The 14408-nt window shown below is 54.4% G+C and carries 19 protein-coding genes; 14 read left to right on the forward strand and 5 right to left on the reverse strand.

The annotated features are described in order from the left end of the window. The first annotated feature begins 57 nt into the window (after positions 1–57). The 7 genes from rbfA (at position 58) to rpsO (ending at position 4866) form a co-directional block, all read left to right on the forward strand. Positions 58–453 carry a 30S ribosome-binding factor RbfA gene (gene rbfA, locus MWU61_RS07340; RefSeq protein ID WP_247127636.1) on the forward strand — a complete coding sequence of 132 codons (396 nt, stop codon included), beginning with the start codon at positions 58–60 and terminating at the stop codon, positions 451–453. Continuing rightward, on the forward strand, positions 450–1169 hold the full coding sequence (locus MWU61_RS07345) for a phosphodiester glycosidase family protein (RefSeq protein WP_247127637.1): 720 nt from the start codon (positions 450–452) through the stop codon (positions 1167–1169). Before rbfA ends, MWU61_RS07345 begins: the two co-directional genes overlap by 4 nt. A gap of 111 nt (positions 1170–1280) precedes the next feature. Continuing rightward, positions 1281–2195 (forward strand): tRNA pseudouridine(55) synthase TruB, encoded by a 915-nt coding sequence (gene truB, locus MWU61_RS07350; RefSeq protein ID WP_247127638.1) that lies wholly within the window; start codon positions 1281–1283, stop codon positions 2193–2195. Positions 2196–2396: 201 nt separating this feature from the next. Further along, complete coding sequence (locus MWU61_RS07355; RefSeq protein WP_247127639.1) at positions 2397–2891, forward strand: hypothetical protein; 495 nt, start codon at positions 2397–2399, stop codon at positions 2889–2891. A gap of 105 nt (positions 2892–2996) precedes the next feature. After that, on the forward strand, positions 2997–3506 hold the full coding sequence (locus MWU61_RS07360; protein ID WP_247127640.1) for a DUF1643 domain-containing protein: 510 nt from the start codon (positions 2997–2999) through the stop codon (positions 3504–3506). Positions 3507–3615: 109 nt separating this feature from the next. Further along, complete coding sequence (locus tag MWU61_RS07365) at positions 3616–4461, forward strand: calcium-binding protein (RefSeq protein WP_247127641.1); 846 nt, start codon at positions 3616–3618, stop codon at positions 4459–4461. Between the two features lie 135 nt (positions 4462–4596). Next, on the forward strand, positions 4597–4866 hold the full coding sequence (gene rpsO / locus MWU61_RS07370) for a 30S ribosomal protein S15 (protein WP_247127642.1): 270 nt from the start codon (positions 4597–4599) through the stop codon (positions 4864–4866). 65 nt (positions 4867–4931) lie between these two features. Here the strand turns inward: rpsO and MWU61_RS07375 are convergent, their stop codons facing one another. Beyond that, positions 4932–5504: a TetR/AcrR family transcriptional regulator gene (locus MWU61_RS07375; RefSeq protein ID WP_247127643.1), complete on the reverse strand. Its 573-nt coding sequence runs from the start codon at positions 5502–5504 to the stop codon at positions 4932–4934. A gap of 98 nt (positions 5505–5602) precedes the next feature. Here MWU61_RS07375 and MWU61_RS07380 point away from each other — a divergent pair, with 98 nt between their 5' ends. Then, on the forward strand, positions 5603–6169 hold the full coding sequence (locus MWU61_RS07380) for a carboxymuconolactone decarboxylase family protein (RefSeq protein WP_247127644.1): 567 nt from the start codon (positions 5603–5605) through the stop codon (positions 6167–6169). Between the two features lie 42 nt (positions 6170–6211). Here MWU61_RS07380 and MWU61_RS07385 read toward each other — a convergent pair whose 3' ends face one another. Continuing rightward, entirely contained in the window at positions 6212–6862 is a 651-nt protein-coding gene (locus MWU61_RS07385) for a hypothetical protein (RefSeq protein WP_247127750.1), read from the reverse strand. Positions 6863–6887: 25 nt separating this feature from the next. After that, positions 6888–7169 carry a hypothetical protein gene (locus MWU61_RS07390; protein ID WP_247127645.1) on the reverse strand — a complete coding sequence of 94 codons (282 nt, stop codon included), beginning with the start codon at positions 7167–7169 and terminating at the stop codon, positions 6888–6890. A gap of 152 nt (positions 7170–7321) precedes the next feature. Between MWU61_RS07390 and MWU61_RS07395 the strand changes: the two genes are divergently transcribed. From MWU61_RS07395 to MWU61_RS07410, 4 genes are all read left to right on the forward strand, one after another. Next, on the forward strand, positions 7322–7816 hold the full coding sequence (locus MWU61_RS07395) for a hypothetical protein (protein ID WP_247127646.1): 495 nt from the start codon (positions 7322–7324) through the stop codon (positions 7814–7816). A 126-nt stretch (positions 7817–7942) separates the two neighbouring features. Next, on the forward strand, positions 7943–8572 hold the full coding sequence (locus MWU61_RS07400; RefSeq protein ID WP_247127647.1) for a ribonuclease HII: 630 nt from the start codon (positions 7943–7945) through the stop codon (positions 8570–8572). Positions 8573–8669: 97 nt separating this feature from the next. Further along, positions 8670–9794 carry a site-specific DNA-methyltransferase gene (locus MWU61_RS07405; RefSeq protein WP_247127648.1) on the forward strand — a complete coding sequence of 375 codons (1125 nt, stop codon included), beginning with the start codon at positions 8670–8672 and terminating at the stop codon, positions 9792–9794. Positions 9795–9931: 137 nt separating this feature from the next. Continuing rightward, the gene (locus MWU61_RS07410; protein WP_247127649.1) at positions 9932–10966 is read left to right on the forward strand and encodes a class I SAM-dependent methyltransferase; all 1035 of its coding nucleotides are present in this window, start codon (positions 9932–9934) and stop codon (positions 10964–10966) included. Here the strand turns inward: MWU61_RS07410 and MWU61_RS07415 are convergent. Beyond that, entirely contained in the window at positions 10955–12097 is a 1143-nt protein-coding gene (locus MWU61_RS07415) for an alkane 1-monooxygenase (protein ID WP_247127650.1), read from the reverse strand. The genes MWU61_RS07410 and MWU61_RS07415 overlap by 12 nt on opposite strands. 36 nt (positions 12098–12133) lie before the next feature. Next, complete coding sequence (gene mutY / locus MWU61_RS07420) at positions 12134–13201, reverse strand: A/G-specific adenine glycosylase (protein ID WP_281501985.1); 1068 nt, start codon at positions 13199–13201, stop codon at positions 12134–12136. A 66-nt stretch (positions 13202–13267) separates the two neighbouring features. Here mutY and MWU61_RS07425 point away from each other — a divergent pair, with 66 nt between their 5' ends. Both MWU61_RS07425 and MWU61_RS07430 read left to right on the forward strand, forming a co-directional pair. Further along, complete coding sequence (locus MWU61_RS07425) at positions 13268–13789, forward strand: DUF721 domain-containing protein (protein WP_247127651.1); 522 nt, start codon at positions 13268–13270, stop codon at positions 13787–13789. 4 nt (positions 13790–13793) lie between these two features. Further along, entirely contained in the window at positions 13794–14408 is a 615-nt protein-coding gene (locus tag MWU61_RS07430) for a DsbA family protein (RefSeq protein ID WP_247127652.1), read from the forward strand.

Consider the following 14408-nt stretch of genomic DNA (forward strand, 5'->3'; position numbering starts at 1 on the left):
GGCGGCTGACGCAAAGCTTCGCTTGGCAAAACGGCGGGCAATCACTACATGGGGCTTATGGCAAAGCAAAGTAACAGAGACGGTAAGGCCCCAACCCAACGCATGTTGAAGGTGGGCGAACAGATTAGACGGACATTGTCGTCTGTGCTGCAACGTGGCGAAGTGCATGATCCGGACTTGAACCGGATGATGATCACCGTGGGCGAAGTGCGCATGTCGCCTGACCTGCGCGTTGCGACAGCCTATATTCTACCACTGGGTGGAAAGAATAAGCAGGAAACGCTGGATGCGGTGCGTCGTAATCGCCATGAAATCCGCCATCTTGTGGTCAAAGGTGGATCGCAGAAATTCGCACCGGAACTGCGGTTCGAAATTGACGGGACGTTCGACCAGATGGACGCCACACGTGCATTGCTTGCCGATGAACACGTGCGGCAAGATCTCGACGAATGATCCGCACCCTCGCAGGTCTGTTCATTATTATGGCGCTACCAGCTAGCGCCGTGACCTGCGAAGACATTGATTATGACGGCAACAGTTTCACCGCTTGCACCGTGGATGCGTCGTCGGAAGACTTACGTCTGTTTCATAGCAATGCTGCGGATCACGTAATCGGCAGCTTTGGCGATTTGGCAGATGAATACCCCGACAAAACGCTCGCCTTCGCCATGAACGCGGGCATGTATCATGCTGACCGCGCGCCTGTTGGCCTTTACCTTGAAGCAGGCACCCAGAAATCCGGAATCGTCACATCCGACGGGCCGGGCAATTTTGGGCTACTGCCGAACGGTGTTCTGTGCCTGACGGATAGTGATGCGCAAGTTTATGAAAGCTTCGATTTTGTCGCGAAAACCCCCGATTGCCGCGATGCGAACCAATCCGGCCCGATGCTGGTCATCGACGGGGCGCTACACCCACGTTTCTTGGAAGACGGTTCGTCCAAATATGTGCGCAATGGCGTCGGAACATCGGCGGACGGCAAAACCGCGATCTTCGCGATCTCGAATAACGCGGTGAATTTTCATAGCTTCGGCACCTTTTTCCGCGACTACCTGAAAACTCCGAACGCGCTTTACTTCGACGGTAAAGTCTCGCGACTTTATGCGCCCGACTTAGGACGATCGGATTTCGGTTTTCAGCTTGGCCCGATGATCGGCGTGCTCGAATAGGCCCTTTTCTTTTGGTCTTAAATATCTCGGGGGTTTGGGGGCTGGCCCCCATATTGACCGCCGCCGCGACACAAGCTAGCAGGCGCGTTCAATCACCAAAGGGTTCATCACATGGCACGCAAACGCAAGGGACGCGATATCTCAGGTTGGCTTGTCGTGGACAAACCTGCGGGCATCACGTCGACAACTGTTGTTGGCAAAGTGCGCTGGGCGTTGAACGCGAAAAAAGCGGGACACGCGGGCACCCTCGATCCCGAAGCCACTGGCGTTCTGGCTGTAGCACTGGGCGAGGCGACCAAGACCGTGCCCTATATTACTGACGCGTTAAAAGCATACACATTCACGGTGCGTCTTGGCCAAGCCACAAACACTGATGATGCCGAAGGCGAAGTCATCAAGACATCCGATCTGCGCCCGACAGATGACCAGATCAAAGATGCGCTTGCCCCGTTCATTGGCGACATCATGCAGGTGCCGCCGCAGTTTTCTGCCGTGAAGGTCGATGGCCAACGCGCCTACAAAAAAGCCCGCGACGGCGAAGAGATGGAGCTTGCCGCGCGTCCGCTTTGGGTCGAAGAATTGTTGCTGATTGATCGTCCCGACGAAGACCACGTGCTTCTTGAGATGACCTGCGGGAAAGGCGGCTATGTCCGTTCTATCGCCCGCGATCTGGGTGCCGCACTTGGTTGTTATGGACATGTACTGCAATTGCGTCGCATTTGGTCCGGCCCTTTTGATGTGGAAGACGGCATATCGCTTGACCAAATCGACGCGCTCGCGAAGACCCCGGACCTGGACGCACATTTGCAGCCCTTAGAAGTTGGCCTTGCCGATTTGCCAGAGGTGACCTGCCCCGCCGAAAGTGTTGTGAAACTGCGTAACGGCAATCCGGCCCCTGTGATCGGATCGGGTTTGGAATATGGCGAAGAAGTTTGGGCGTCGCACGATGGCACCCCGATTGCCGTGGGCAAATATCTGGGCGGCACATTGCAGCCATCACGGGTTTTCGTCGCTGATTCGATGTGATTTTCGCGCTTCATGGCGCGAAATGTTACAAGATGTCACGCGCCTCACGCCCCCGTTATGCGATGCCCGTTGTTTGTTTCACGAAATGTTACAGTTTTGGGCGGATCGGTCATCCCTGCGTGATGGGGCTGCACAGAGCCCGCCACATTCGGCAAGTTGTGTTCAACGATACACAGAACACATGACCGAAAGACTTGCCCCATGACCGACATCAAACACTCAGCCTTCACAGTTCTCGCCGCTGGCGCTTTTGCCACCATCGCCTTTGACGCCTTCGGCCAAGGTCTGTCCCCGATGTTTGGATACGCCAAGTTGGCTCCAGTTGGTCTGGCCCAACAAACGCTCAACACTGTTTTCGACAGCGTGCCAAAAGGGACAGCGCACATGTTGCACACGATCACTGGCGTTCTGTTTTACACGCTCGGTTACCTGCTGATCGCACGCCCTGTTCAAAAGATGATCGTCCCGAATTTGCATTGGGGTCTGACCGCCGTCGCTTATGGCGTCGTCTTGTGGGTGTTCGCCCTGTACGTCATGGCCCACCTTGTTGCAGGTAATCCCGCATTCCTTGGCTTTAGCGGCATCACGTGGGTCGCGCTTTGGGGTCACATCTTGTTTGCGGTCGTTGCTGCATGGGTGATCGAAGCGCGCGGTCTGTCCGTGTCCTACGCCAAGACATCAGCCGCGACTGCCTAATCTCTTCTCCCACCTCCCTTCCTACCCTCCTCCCAGTTGCAGGCCGTCTTTGTTCATCAAAGGCGGTCTGTTGCTTTTTGCGGGGTCAACACCGATATCAGACCCATGATCACGAGACACCATTCCGATGGGGCGACACTGTCCTCTGCGACCTATTCAGATTGCGAAACCTATCGCTACGCCCTGACCCGTACTTGGGAAGACACAGGAAAGCGGCTGATGTTTGTGATGCTCAATCCGTCAAAGGCGACCGAGGCGCATAATGACCCGACCGTTGGGCGATGCGAGAACCGTGCGCGGGCATTGGGGTATGGTGCATTTCGTGTCACCAACCTGTTCGCGTTGCGTGAAACAGACCCGATGCAGATGCGGCGACATATTGAACCAAATGGTCCTGATAATGATCAGACCTTGATCGAAGGTGCAGGTTGGGCTGACACCACGATCGCTGCATGGGGTGTTCACGGCGTTCATCTTGGCCGCGACGCAGAGGTTATCACCTTATTTCAAAACAATAATTGCGCCTTTCACGCTCTTGGTGTCACCAAAGCAGGGCACCCTCGCCACCCGCTTTATATGCCCTACAGCGCGATGCCTGCACCTTGGCCCGGATAATCCTGCATTAACCAACAGGCTTGTTCGCACCAGACTCCGATTCCGGCTTTTGCTATTGAAACGGGATCACTTTGGGCCGGGGGCGGTACCGCTTTTCAGAAAGACGAACATGCTTGCTATCATTGCTTTATTCGGGGTCGCGGTTGCGTCGATTGTCATCACTGACGCGGACCATGAAACCGATCCAGAAACAACCGTGGAACCTGCCCCAGAAGACGACCGCATAGGTGCTACGACGCCGCTGCAAGAGGCGTTGATGCCTAGCGAGACGCTTAATAGTGCGGGGATCGGACAAACAATCGCGGGGACTGTGCGCGCCGATCTGTTGTTTGGTGGGACAGGTGACGATGAAATCACAGGTGGTGAAGGTGAAGACACGCTGCATGGCGACAATGGCAATGATACCTTATTTGGCGGGAAAGCGATGGACAGCCTGTTTGGCGACATTGGTGACGACATCTTGGACGGCGGTGACCACGACGATGACCTGATCGGTGGCAGCGGTGACGACACGCTGTATGGCGGCGACGGTGACGATGAACTGCTGGGATCGTTTGGTAACGACACGTTGGAAGGTGGCGCAGGTCAAGATGTGCTGAACGGCGGCGCTGGCGATGATATCGTGATCGGAAATGACGATACCGATAGCGATTTTCTGAATGGCGGTCGTGGCGATGACATTCTGCGCGGCGGCGTTGGGGATACTCTGTCCGGTGGTGAAGGTGCTGATACGTTCGCGATAGACGCTGATCAGGAAGGAACGACCTACATCGAAGATTACGATCCTGATGTGGACGTCATAGAAGTTGTCTATGATCAGAACGGACCGATCCCCGAATTAACCACAAGTCGCACCGATGACGGGCTGGCCCTTTTCGCAGATGGCGACTTTGTTGCCGGATTTGCGAACGTCGAAACGCTTGATCTTGACCGGATTGCATTGGTCGCCGCCTAAAAAACTCTTTTCTTTTTGGCTATTCTTGCCTAAACGCACCCATCCGATCAGGGAATCTCCCTGCCGGATACTCCACGGGCCTTTCTGGACGACATCCCGGATCGCGCCATCAACCCTTTAGATAAGGAGACCCCGATGTCGATTACTGCTGAAGATAAAGCACGGATCATGAAAGAATTCGCCACCAAAGAAGGCGATACAGGTTCCCCAGAAGTTCAGATCGCGATTCTTTCATCGCGCATCGCGACTTTGACAGAACACTTCAAGACCCACAAAAAAGACAACCACGGTCGCCGTGGTCTGCTGAAGATGGTTGCTTTGCGCCGGAAGCTGCTGGACTACACACGTGGTAAAGATGAGGCCCGTTACCAGGACCTGATCAAACGTCTTGGCCTGCGCCGCTAATTTAGCTGCCGCACCACAGATACGGAAAAGCCCACCAATTTTGGTGGGCTTTTTTGGTTTTGGCGCTAAGCCTGCGCCACGTTTTGCGCAATTTCTGCGGCAATCGCTTTAGCATCCACACCGCCGCGCTCCGCCGATATCCGCAGACCAAGCAGGTCAGATTGATAACGCCGCGCCAAATCCTTTGGGGTGCGATCTGACGAAATGTGACCGTCGGTTTGCGCATGCGCGAAAAGGGCAGCGAATTGCGTTTCCATGGCTTTCAAATGAGCGTCAGCTGTTTCGGCCAAGGGGTGGTCATGCGCATGCAATTCCAGAAACGTTTTGGATAACATACAGGCCTTCGCGGGCGCATCTTCGGTTTCAACGACCATCGCCGGAAACCTTTGCAATGCAACGACAGGGCCGTATTCCTGCGCTAGTGCCGCAAGCCGCGCCTTCCCGTCGGACGCATATTTTTCCATGGCAAGCGCAAAGAGCGCGTCCTTTGAACCGAACGCCGCATAAAAGCTACCGGGTTTCATTTGCAATTCAGCCTCAAGATCTTTCAACGACGTACCTGCCCAGCCCCGACGCCAAAACAGGTCGCGGGCACGTTTGATCAGATCATCACGGTCATAATTTGGCTTGCGCGGCATGTGTTCACCAATAGTTGAATGATTGCTCAATTATAGACTTGAGTGATCACTCAAGAAAGCCTAATCAGCAAACGTACGTAATGAAAAGGACCTAAATCATGGCTTTCCCATCCCACGACCTCGATTCCGCACCTGAAGGCTCTAAGCCGCTGTTGGAAAACTCTCAAAAAGCCTTTGGTCGTTTGCCGGGCTTGCACAAGGTTCTGGCGGAAAGCCCGCAGGCGTATGAAGGCTATCAAGTGCTTCACAAGCTGTTCACTGAAACCGAATTTGACGCAGACGAACTGACGGTCGTTTGGCAATCAATCAACGTTGAACATGCCTGCCATTACTGCGTTCCTGCCCACACTGGCATCGCGAAGATGATGAAAGTGTCCGACGAGATCACCGAAGCCCTGCGCAACGAAACACCACTTGCGTCAGCTAAGCTGGAAGCACTGCGTACTTTCACAATCCAGATGGTCCGCGAACGCGGCAATGTGTCCGACGAACAGATGCAGACATTCTTTGACGCAGGTTACGGCCACCGCGCGGTTTTGGATGTGATCCTTGGCTTGGCGCAAAAGACGATGTCCAACTACATCAACCACGTCGCACAAACACCTGTTGATGAAGTGTTCCACCCACTCAAATGGACACGCAGCGACACACCGCTTGAAGTGTAAAATAAGATCGAGCGCCCCTGCGATAAGGCGCGCTCAAACCACTTAGGTCATCCGAATGACGGCTTTATCAATCGCGAGAACGTAGCCTTTACGGGCGATGTTCTTTACCAAAAGTTCGCTCATCATTTGGTTGCCGAGTGTATCGCGCAGGCGTTTGATCCGCGTCGCCCCTGCTGCTTCGTCACACTCAGACGCATCACGACCAGAGATCACACCTTCGATTTCAGCGCCAGACAAGACTTCATCGTCCATCCGTGCCTCTGCCAATACAGACAACGTTTCAATCGCTGCATCCGTAAGCTTAAAAGCAAAGTCGTTCAGATAGACCGCTTTTTCACCTCGGTTGATCTGGAGCGAATTCACTTCGATCCCCGCCCGTTCGATCCGCCCCATCCGGCGGTTCAATGCGATCAACAGCACAAGGAAAGCGACCGCAGCCACCAACAATGCAGTCGAGAACATCAGCAAAACAAAAATAACAAAGCGATACGATGCGAGCGTATCTGCAAAGTTCGTTCCGGTTTGGGCCAGAATTTCAAGCAGCTTGATCTCGGCATTGCCAGTCAGCGTATCGTTTTCGACGAAAATGCGTTCGACCTGTGCATTAAACGCATTCGCGTCAGGCAGGTTGATGAACAGTAGAATAGCCGCGACCGCGAGGATCACGACGATCCCAATGATCCCAGCCACCACAAGGCGGCTGCTGATTTCGCGGGTCTCAGAAGCGGAGGAAGTAGTCACCGGCGCTATCCTTCTTGTCATCCAGTTGCGTATCGTCAAACACGCTCAGTACGTTCAGCAGTTCCCAACCGCCAGACGAAAGTCGCCCAGACAGTTGTGACGCCGCATTACTGACAGAACAGTCACCCTGCACAGCAGCCACACCATAGTGCAGACGCAACGGGTTGTCCTGTTTCGCCTTGTAGTCAGCGTAGCAGGTCGCCTGTGCAGCCCCCGTCAGCATGACCAATGCCGTGATGGAATAAAGTAAGGTTTTCATGCCCTGATCTATGCCCCTGCCCTGCGTGTTATTCAATATCGCCCGACGATAGCCCGCTTGGTATCGCATAACCATCCCCCGTTATTGATGGTCAGTCCTGACACGGCCCACGTTCGGTGCATCCCCGCATCGCAGCCAAAGGAGCAAACGATATGCGTAAGACACTGACAGCCGGCCTGACCGCCCTTTCCCTTGTACTTGTCCCCGCAGCGCCCGTTCACGCAGAAACCAATGACGCGTTGAACCGCGCCATACTTGGCTTGTTGGCGGCAGGCGCAATCGGTTTGGCAATCAACAAGAGCCAAAGCGAAACGCGCAGCATTCCAGTTCAGCAAGACAACCTTCGTTGGACACATGATGACAACAGACGGACCGAACGCGACCAACACCAACACCGCGACAATCGTCGCGCCCTGTCGCAGCGTCGTGTTGATCCGCTGCCAAGCCGGTGCTTCCGTCAGATCGAGCTCGGTAACGGACGTGTTCAGTCTGTATTCACCGAACGCTGCCTTGACCGCCGCTATGCCGATAACGCCAGCCTGCCGCGTCAATGTCTGACGCGCCTTGGTGGACGTGATGGCAGCCTACGCGGCTACGAAGCCAGCTGTCTGCGCGACCGTGGCTTTCGGTCAAATCAACGCTGGTAAGCAATAGAGATAGATGCACCCGCCCGAAGGTCATGTCGGCGGGTGTGTCTTGTGGGGCGAGGGTTTGGACGACCTCTCGCCCCACTTTTGGGTTGAAGGGGTAGGCTGGCTCTGATCTGAAACCTTATGGCCAAGACGATTCCCACGTTTGAATATGAAGAAGACGCAATCAACAGCGGCTATAGTCGCGTTGCGGGCGTAGACGAAGTCGGGCGCGGCCCATTGGCGGGACCCGTCGTTGCAGCCGCGGTTGTGTTGGACCCCGACAATATTCCTGACGGGTTAAATGACAGCAAACAGATGTCCGCCAAGAAGCGCGAGGCGCTTTACGACATCCTGAAAGATGTCGCCGATGTATCGATCGCAGAAGCCAGCGTGCGCGAGATCGAGGAAATCAACATTTTGCAGGCATCGCATTTGGCAATGGTCCGTGCGGTGTCAGGTGTGAAGCAACCTGTTGATTTTGTTCTGATCGACGGAAACGCGGTCCCGCGCGGTCTGAATGTTGCCGCAGGCACTTTAATCAAAGGGGATACGCGGTCATTGTCCATCGCTGCCGCCTCAATTGTGGCCAAAGTGTGGCGCGACCGCCTGATGTTGTCGCTAGCGCAACAGCACCCCGGCTACGGCTGGGAGACAAATGCAGGCTACCCCACACCTCAACACAAAGCGCGGCTAAAAAGCCACGGTGTCACTCTACATCATCGCCGTACATTCGCCCCGGTACACAATATATTGTGGCAAGAAAAAAAATAAAAACACGAATTTTTAAAGATATTTACACAGAATCGTCTGTGAATCATTGTGAACTCAACCAACGAGCGGAACAAATTCGCCGAGGCAGAGGCAGACGATGAAAACCAAAACGAAAGCCCCAAAAGGGGTGTCGGAGGCGGCTACGCTTCCCCTAAACACGATCCTTGATGGCGACTGCATTGAGCGGATGAATGCGCTTCCTGCAGGCTCTGTTGACCTGATTTTTGCGGATCCGCCCTATAACCTTCAGTTGAAGGGCGATCTTCACCGTCCCGACAATTCCAAGGTTGATGCTGTGGATGATGCGTGGGACCAGTTTGATAGCTTTAAGGTTTATGACCGTTTTACAAAGGCTTGGCTGAAAGCCGCCCGTCGCCTGCTGAAACCGAATGGCGCGATCTGGGTCATTGGGTCTTACCACAACGTGTTCCGGATGGGCGCTGAACTACAGAACCAAGGCTTCTGGATTTTGAACGATGTGGTTTGGCGCAAGTCGAACCCGATGCCAAACTTCCGCGGCAAACGCCTGACAAACGCCCACGAGACACTGATCTGGGCTTCTAAAGAAGAAGCGAGCAAATACACCTTTAACTACGAGGCGTTGAAAGCGCTCAACGAAGGTGTTCAGATGCGATCTGACTGGGTGCTTCCGATCTGTACCGGTCATGAACGTCTTAAGAACGACGAAGGCGAAAAAGCACATCCAACGCAGAAGCCGCAATCGCTGCTGCACCGCGTTTTGGTTGCGACAACCAACCCAGGTGATGTGGTTCTTGACCCGTTCTTCGGGACTGGCACAACGGGTGCCGTCGCGAAAATGTTGGGCCGTGATTTTATCGGCATCGAACGCGAAGAAGCATACCGCAAGGTCGCTGAAAAACGCATCAAGAACACACGCAAGTTCGACAAAGAGGCGCTCGAAGTGTCCACGTCGAAACGTGCAGAACCACGTGTTGCCTTTGGCGTTCTGGTTGAACGCGGCATGCTGCGTCCCGGTGAAGAACTGTGGTCCATGAATGGGCGCCACAAGGCTAAGGTCCGTGCAGACGGCACCGTGATCGGGGCAGACATCAAAGGGTCTATCCACCAAGTGGGGGCAGCCTGTGAAGGCGCGCCAAGCTGTAATGGCTGGACCTACTGGCAGTTTAAACGCGACGGACAAAAGGTCCCTATCGACCTGCTGCGCCAGCAGATCCGTTCTGAAATGGCCAAACACAACTGATTTTACGAATACCGCCGGTGCAAGTGGCCCGCCTTCCCTGCAAGGGGAAGGACCGCTTGCACGAACTTCACCCCGCCCTTGTGGCGGGGTTTTTTTTGGTCAATCGTCTGGCTACGCTGTAATGTGCGGGGACTAAGATGACTGATCCAGTGACGGAACTGCGCCATCTTGAGGCTGATCTGATGACACGGGCCAGCGGTATCGCCAGTCAATTGGCGCAACCAGCATCGGACGTCCGCAATACAGCCGTTGATACGCAATGGCAGGGAATTGCCCGACAGTTTGGGCCTTACCAATCCTGTCTTGCCGCTTTGCAAAATGCGCCTGTCACGTTTCATGCCGATCACCAAACATACCTTAAACATGGGGCGTATCGCGCGTCGTTGTGGTTCAAAACAAGGGTGCTCCTTGATCGGATAGCCGCACACACGACGCAGCCACTTGTCACAAAACCAAAGCTGCAAGCGGTTGATCGCAATAGCGATTTAATGTCCTACCTGACCAATTCGCTGCATTATCTGGCCAACCCGATTGCAGAGGATCGTCAGTTTTCTCATGACACGCAGTTTCCGGACATCCCGCTGTCGGGTGACTATTTTGTAAACCTGATGCAAGCCGCCTATCGCGTAAGCCTTGCACAGAGCGGAAAACGGCCCCTTAGGTTTTTGGATGTCGGGTGCGGAGGCGGCACAAAGCTTATGATCGCAGCCCACTTTTTCGAACAGGTTGACGGGTTGGAATACAATAACGCCTTCGCGGCAAATGCGCGGCAGGCCCTGCATTCATCCCAAGCTGAAGGATGTCACGTTATTGATGGCGATGCTTTGGAATTTGACGGATACGGCGATTATGACGTGATCTATTTTTATCGGCCGATCTCTGATCCGCAGATGTTGACAACCATGCAAAATCGGATACTGCGTCAAGCCAAAGAAGGAGCGATCATCATCGCGCCAACTGCGGCACCCATTGCAAAATCCCAAGCCGTCCTTGTCGCCGAAAACATCTACCTTGCGCATGCGACGGCAGAATATGCGACTTCAATCACTGCTAAAGCGGAACAGATAGGCCCCGATTGGCGGTTAGAAAATCCTCAATTTGATCAAGCGCTTGGTTTTTGGCTGCCCCTGATCAAGGCCTGCCACGACAATGGATTTTGCTTACCGCGGTAACGGATTTGTCCCTTGCTTATACGGCAGCCAATCTTCGATTTCTGGGTAGTATTTCTCGCGCCAAGCCAGAACACGGGGGTTCATGATTTTCCGCCAAAGACGCGGCGAAAGTGCCGCCATTGTCATAAGCGGATACCCATAAGGCAGCTGTGGCGCATCGTCGTCATCATAGGTTTGCAGCAATGGGAATCTGCGGTCCGGTTTGTAGTGATGATCAGAATGGCGTTGCAAATTGATAAGCAACCAGTTCGACGCTTTATGCGCCGCATTCCAAGAATGACGCGGCAAGACGTGTTCATATTTACCGTCGCCCAAATGTTTACGTGTTAACCCGTAATGTTCGACATAGTTCACCAGCTCAAGCTGAAAGACAGCCCAGAAAGCTTGGACCAAAAACAAAAAGACGCCCCACCAACCGCCAATAACGGCGGCCAGAACGATGAAGCCAGCCTGCAAAGCCCAATACCGGAAGAACGGATTGGACAGGTCGGTCCATGGTTTTTTCTTGCGCGCCAGCATCGCTTTTTCTGCATTGAAAGCAGATGTATAGCATTCGACCAGCACACGCGGGAAGAACCGCCAGAAGTGTTCATTGTAACGCGCCGTTACAGGATCTTTCGGCGTCGCGACGTAGCGGTGATGCACAAGCAGGTGCTCTGAACGAAAATGCGAATACAAAACGGATGCCAGCAAAATGTCCGCCAGCCAGCGTTCCAATTTTGACTTCTGATGCATTAATTCGTGCGAATAGTTAATCCCGACGGTGCCCGAGATGATCCCGAACCCTGCGAACAACGCCCATTCTTCCAGCCAATTCAGGTGGTCCGTGTTCACCACATAGATCATGGCCCCGAAGATCGTGATCAATTGAATGGGGGTCCAGATCAACGTGATCAGTTTGTACCAATACAGCTGTGCCTCAGGTGTCTGCGGGTCTGCGTTTTCTTCGTTCAAGCCCGTGAAGTAGTCCAAGACCGTAAACAAATACCACGTTGCAAGCGGCAGTAGCAAAAGCGCCCAACCGCCGTAGAGTGCTGCGATCACCGCAAGCGGGATCAGGATCAAAGACAGCCAGAACGGCAACGCAGCCGAAAGCCGGGCCATCGCCGGTATGGAAGGTGCAGTGGTCATCGCAATTCTCACTATCGTTTGACTGTTACACTACATTTAACGGGACTCTGGCTCAATTGTGGCGTCACGTCGCGGAACAAGATCAAAAACCTTGCGCATCGCCGTCGGCAGCGCAGATGGTACAAACGCATGGTGCGGGACAAAATGGCCGCGCGTGGGATCAAGGTTGTCGGGGACGTCCGCCACCATGACCTTCAGCCGCAAATGAAAATGCGTGAAGGTATGTCGCGCCTCTTGCCCGCTGTCTTTCCAATCCGCATCCAAAGGTGGTGCAGGCGTGGGGTCGTCCGACCAATCAGAGCTTGGGAAGGCAAGCATCCCACCGAGCAGTCCCTTTTCGGGGCGCGTTTCCAGCAGCCAAGCACCATCATCGCGACGAGCGACATAGACATAACCCAAACGCACAGGGGTTTTCTTTTTCGGGGTTTTCTTTGGCAGCTCAGCCGCTGTGCCGGCCTGCCGCGCCGCGCAAGGATCACGCCACGGGCAAATTCCGCATGCGGGGTTCTTGGGGGTGCAGATGGTCGCACCCAGATCCATCACGGCCTGCGCGTAATCGCCCGGTCGCCCCCGAGGCGTTAACGCTTCTGCGTATTTCATCAACACTGGTTTGACGCCCGGTAGGGGATCGTGAATGTCGTACATCCGCGCCATCACGCGTTCGACGTTGCCGTCAAGCACGGTTGCGTGTTGGTTAAACGCAATGGCAGACATTGCAGCCGCTGTGTACGGACCGATGCCCGGCAGCTTTAGTAAGTCATCGTAATCGCTGGGGAATACCCCATCATGTTCTGCCACAATCACGCGCGCACATTTCAACAGATTGCGCGCCCGTGCATAATATCCAAGACCCGCCCATGCGGCCATCACATCTGCGTCTTCGGCTGCGGCCAAATCCCTCACAGTGGGCCACAGACCGGTAAACTTGCGGAAATATTCCTTAACTGCTGCAACGGTCGTCTGCTGCAGCATCACCTCTGACATCCAGATGAAGTAAGGATCAGGCCGCTGTCCCGCTTTGCTTTGATCTGGTGGTACGCGCCATGGCATAGCCCGCGCGTGGCCATCATACCACATCAGCAATTCGTCGCTTAGATCACGCAATGTTTATTGCTCCTTTAGCTCAGGGGCTGGCTTGGCCTGCCGCATTGCTTACATTAGAACGGAATGATGAAACAACCACGCCATAAGGGGTCAACCTACGGGTTTTCTCGGGCATCTGGATTGATGCAGAACCGGATTCGCAAAGCCAGCGAAGCCCGTGGTTTTGCCGTCACCCGCCTGCTGACCCATTGGTCCGAGATTGTTGGCGAAGGCACAGCCAAGATCGCGACCCCAGTCAAGGTCAGCTACGGCAAGGGTGGCATGGGCGCGACATTGTCTGTTCTGACGACGGGCGCACAAGCCCCGATGCTGGAAATGCAGAAAGATCAGATTCGCGACAAGGTAAATGCCTGCTACGGCTACCGCGCAATTGCCCGCGTTCGGATCACGCAAACGGCTCCTGTTGGCTTTAAGCAAGGGCAAGTCGCCTTTGACCGCGTGGAGGAAAAACGACCCGAGCCAGCCCCCGTGTACCGCGAGGCGGCAAGCCAGATATCAAACGACGTGACAAGCCCCGCGCTACGCGATGCGCTTGCCGCACTTGGGGCTAACATATTGTCAAAACACAATAAATCTACCAAAGGATAACGACATGAAACGCAGAGACCTTTTGAAGACAGGCGGTGCCGCCGTTGCCCTTTCGGGTGGCTTTGGCACGTTTGTTCAGGCGCAAGAAACCACGATCGAAATCCCTGATATGGTGCTCGGTGATGAAAACGCGCCAATCGAAATGATCGAGTACGCGTCCTTCACCTGCCCACACTGCGCGTCTTTCCATGCCAACGTGTACCCGCAGCTGAAGGCAGACTACATCGACACCGGTAAGGTGAAATTCATCTACCGCGAAGTGTATTTTGACCGTTTCGGCCTGTGGGCATCCATGATTGCACGCTGCGCTGGCGAGGACCGTTTCTTCGCAGTTTCAAACCTCGTCTACGAAAAGCAGCGCGAATGGACCGCAAGCGGCGATCCGGCAATTGTGATTGAAGAACTGCGCAAATTGGCAAAAACAGCTGGCTTGAACGATGAAACGCTTGATGCATGCATGTCCGATGCGGACCAAGCGCAAGCATTGGTTGGCTGGTACCAAGCGAACGCCGAACGTGATGGCATCAACTCTACGCCTAGCTTCCTGATCAATGGCGAAAGCCACGGCAACATGACCTACGAGAACTTCAAGACGATCTTGGACGAAAAGCTGGGTTAA

This window comes from Loktanella sp. F6476L (assembly GCF_023015725.1).
Taxonomy (GTDB): Bacteria; Pseudomonadota; Alphaproteobacteria; order Rhodobacterales; family Rhodobacteraceae; genus Yoonia.

Coding starts and splice junctions, on each gene's coding strand:
- MWU61_RS07425 (WP_247127651.1), top strand. CDS start 13,268: ATGAAACAACCACGCCATAAGGGGTCAACCTACGGGTTTTCTCGGGCA.
- MWU61_RS07380 (WP_247127644.1), top strand. CDS start 5,603: ATGGCTTTCCCATCCCACGACCTCGATTCCGCACCTGAAGGCTCTAAG.
- MWU61_RS07410 (WP_247127649.1), top strand. CDS start 9,932: ATGACTGATCCAGTGACGGAACTGCGCCATCTTGAGGCTGATCTGATG.
- MWU61_RS07395 (WP_247127646.1), top strand. CDS start 7,322: ATGCGTAAGACACTGACAGCCGGCCTGACCGCCCTTTCCCTTGTACTT.
- MWU61_RS07415 (WP_247127650.1), bottom strand. CDS start 12,097: ATGACCACTGCACCTTCCATACCGGCGATGGCCCGGCTTTCGGCTGCG.
- MWU61_RS07365 (WP_247127641.1), top strand. CDS start 3,616: ATGCTTGCTATCATTGCTTTATTCGGGGTCGCGGTTGCGTCGATTGTC.
- MWU61_RS07345 (WP_247127637.1), top strand. CDS start 450: ATGATCCGCACCCTCGCAGGTCTGTTCATTATTATGGCGCTACCAGCT.
- MWU61_RS07355 (WP_247127639.1), top strand. CDS start 2,397: ATGACCGACATCAAACACTCAGCCTTCACAGTTCTCGCCGCTGGCGCT.
- rbfA (WP_247127636.1), top strand. CDS start 58: ATGGCAAAGCAAAGTAACAGAGACGGTAAGGCCCCAACCCAACGCATG.
- MWU61_RS07430 (WP_247127652.1), top strand. CDS start 13,794: ATGAAACGCAGAGACCTTTTGAAGACAGGCGGTGCCGCCGTTGCCCTT.
- truB (WP_247127638.1), top strand. CDS start 1,281: ATGGCACGCAAACGCAAGGGACGCGATATCTCAGGTTGGCTTGTCGTG.
- MWU61_RS07405 (WP_247127648.1), top strand. CDS start 8,670: ATGAAAACCAAAACGAAAGCCCCAAAAGGGGTGTCGGAGGCGGCTACG.
- rpsO (WP_247127642.1), top strand. CDS start 4,597: ATGTCGATTACTGCTGAAGATAAAGCACGGATCATGAAAGAATTCGCC.
- MWU61_RS07400 (WP_247127647.1), top strand. CDS start 7,943: ATGGCCAAGACGATTCCCACGTTTGAATATGAAGAAGACGCAATCAAC.
- MWU61_RS07390 (WP_247127645.1), bottom strand. CDS start 7,169: ATGAAAACCTTACTTTATTCCATCACGGCATTGGTCATGCTGACGGGG.
- MWU61_RS07375 (WP_247127643.1), bottom strand. CDS start 5,504: ATGCCGCGCAAGCCAAATTATGACCGTGATGATCTGATCAAACGTGCC.
- MWU61_RS07360 (WP_247127640.1), top strand. CDS start 2,997: ATGATCACGAGACACCATTCCGATGGGGCGACACTGTCCTCTGCGACC.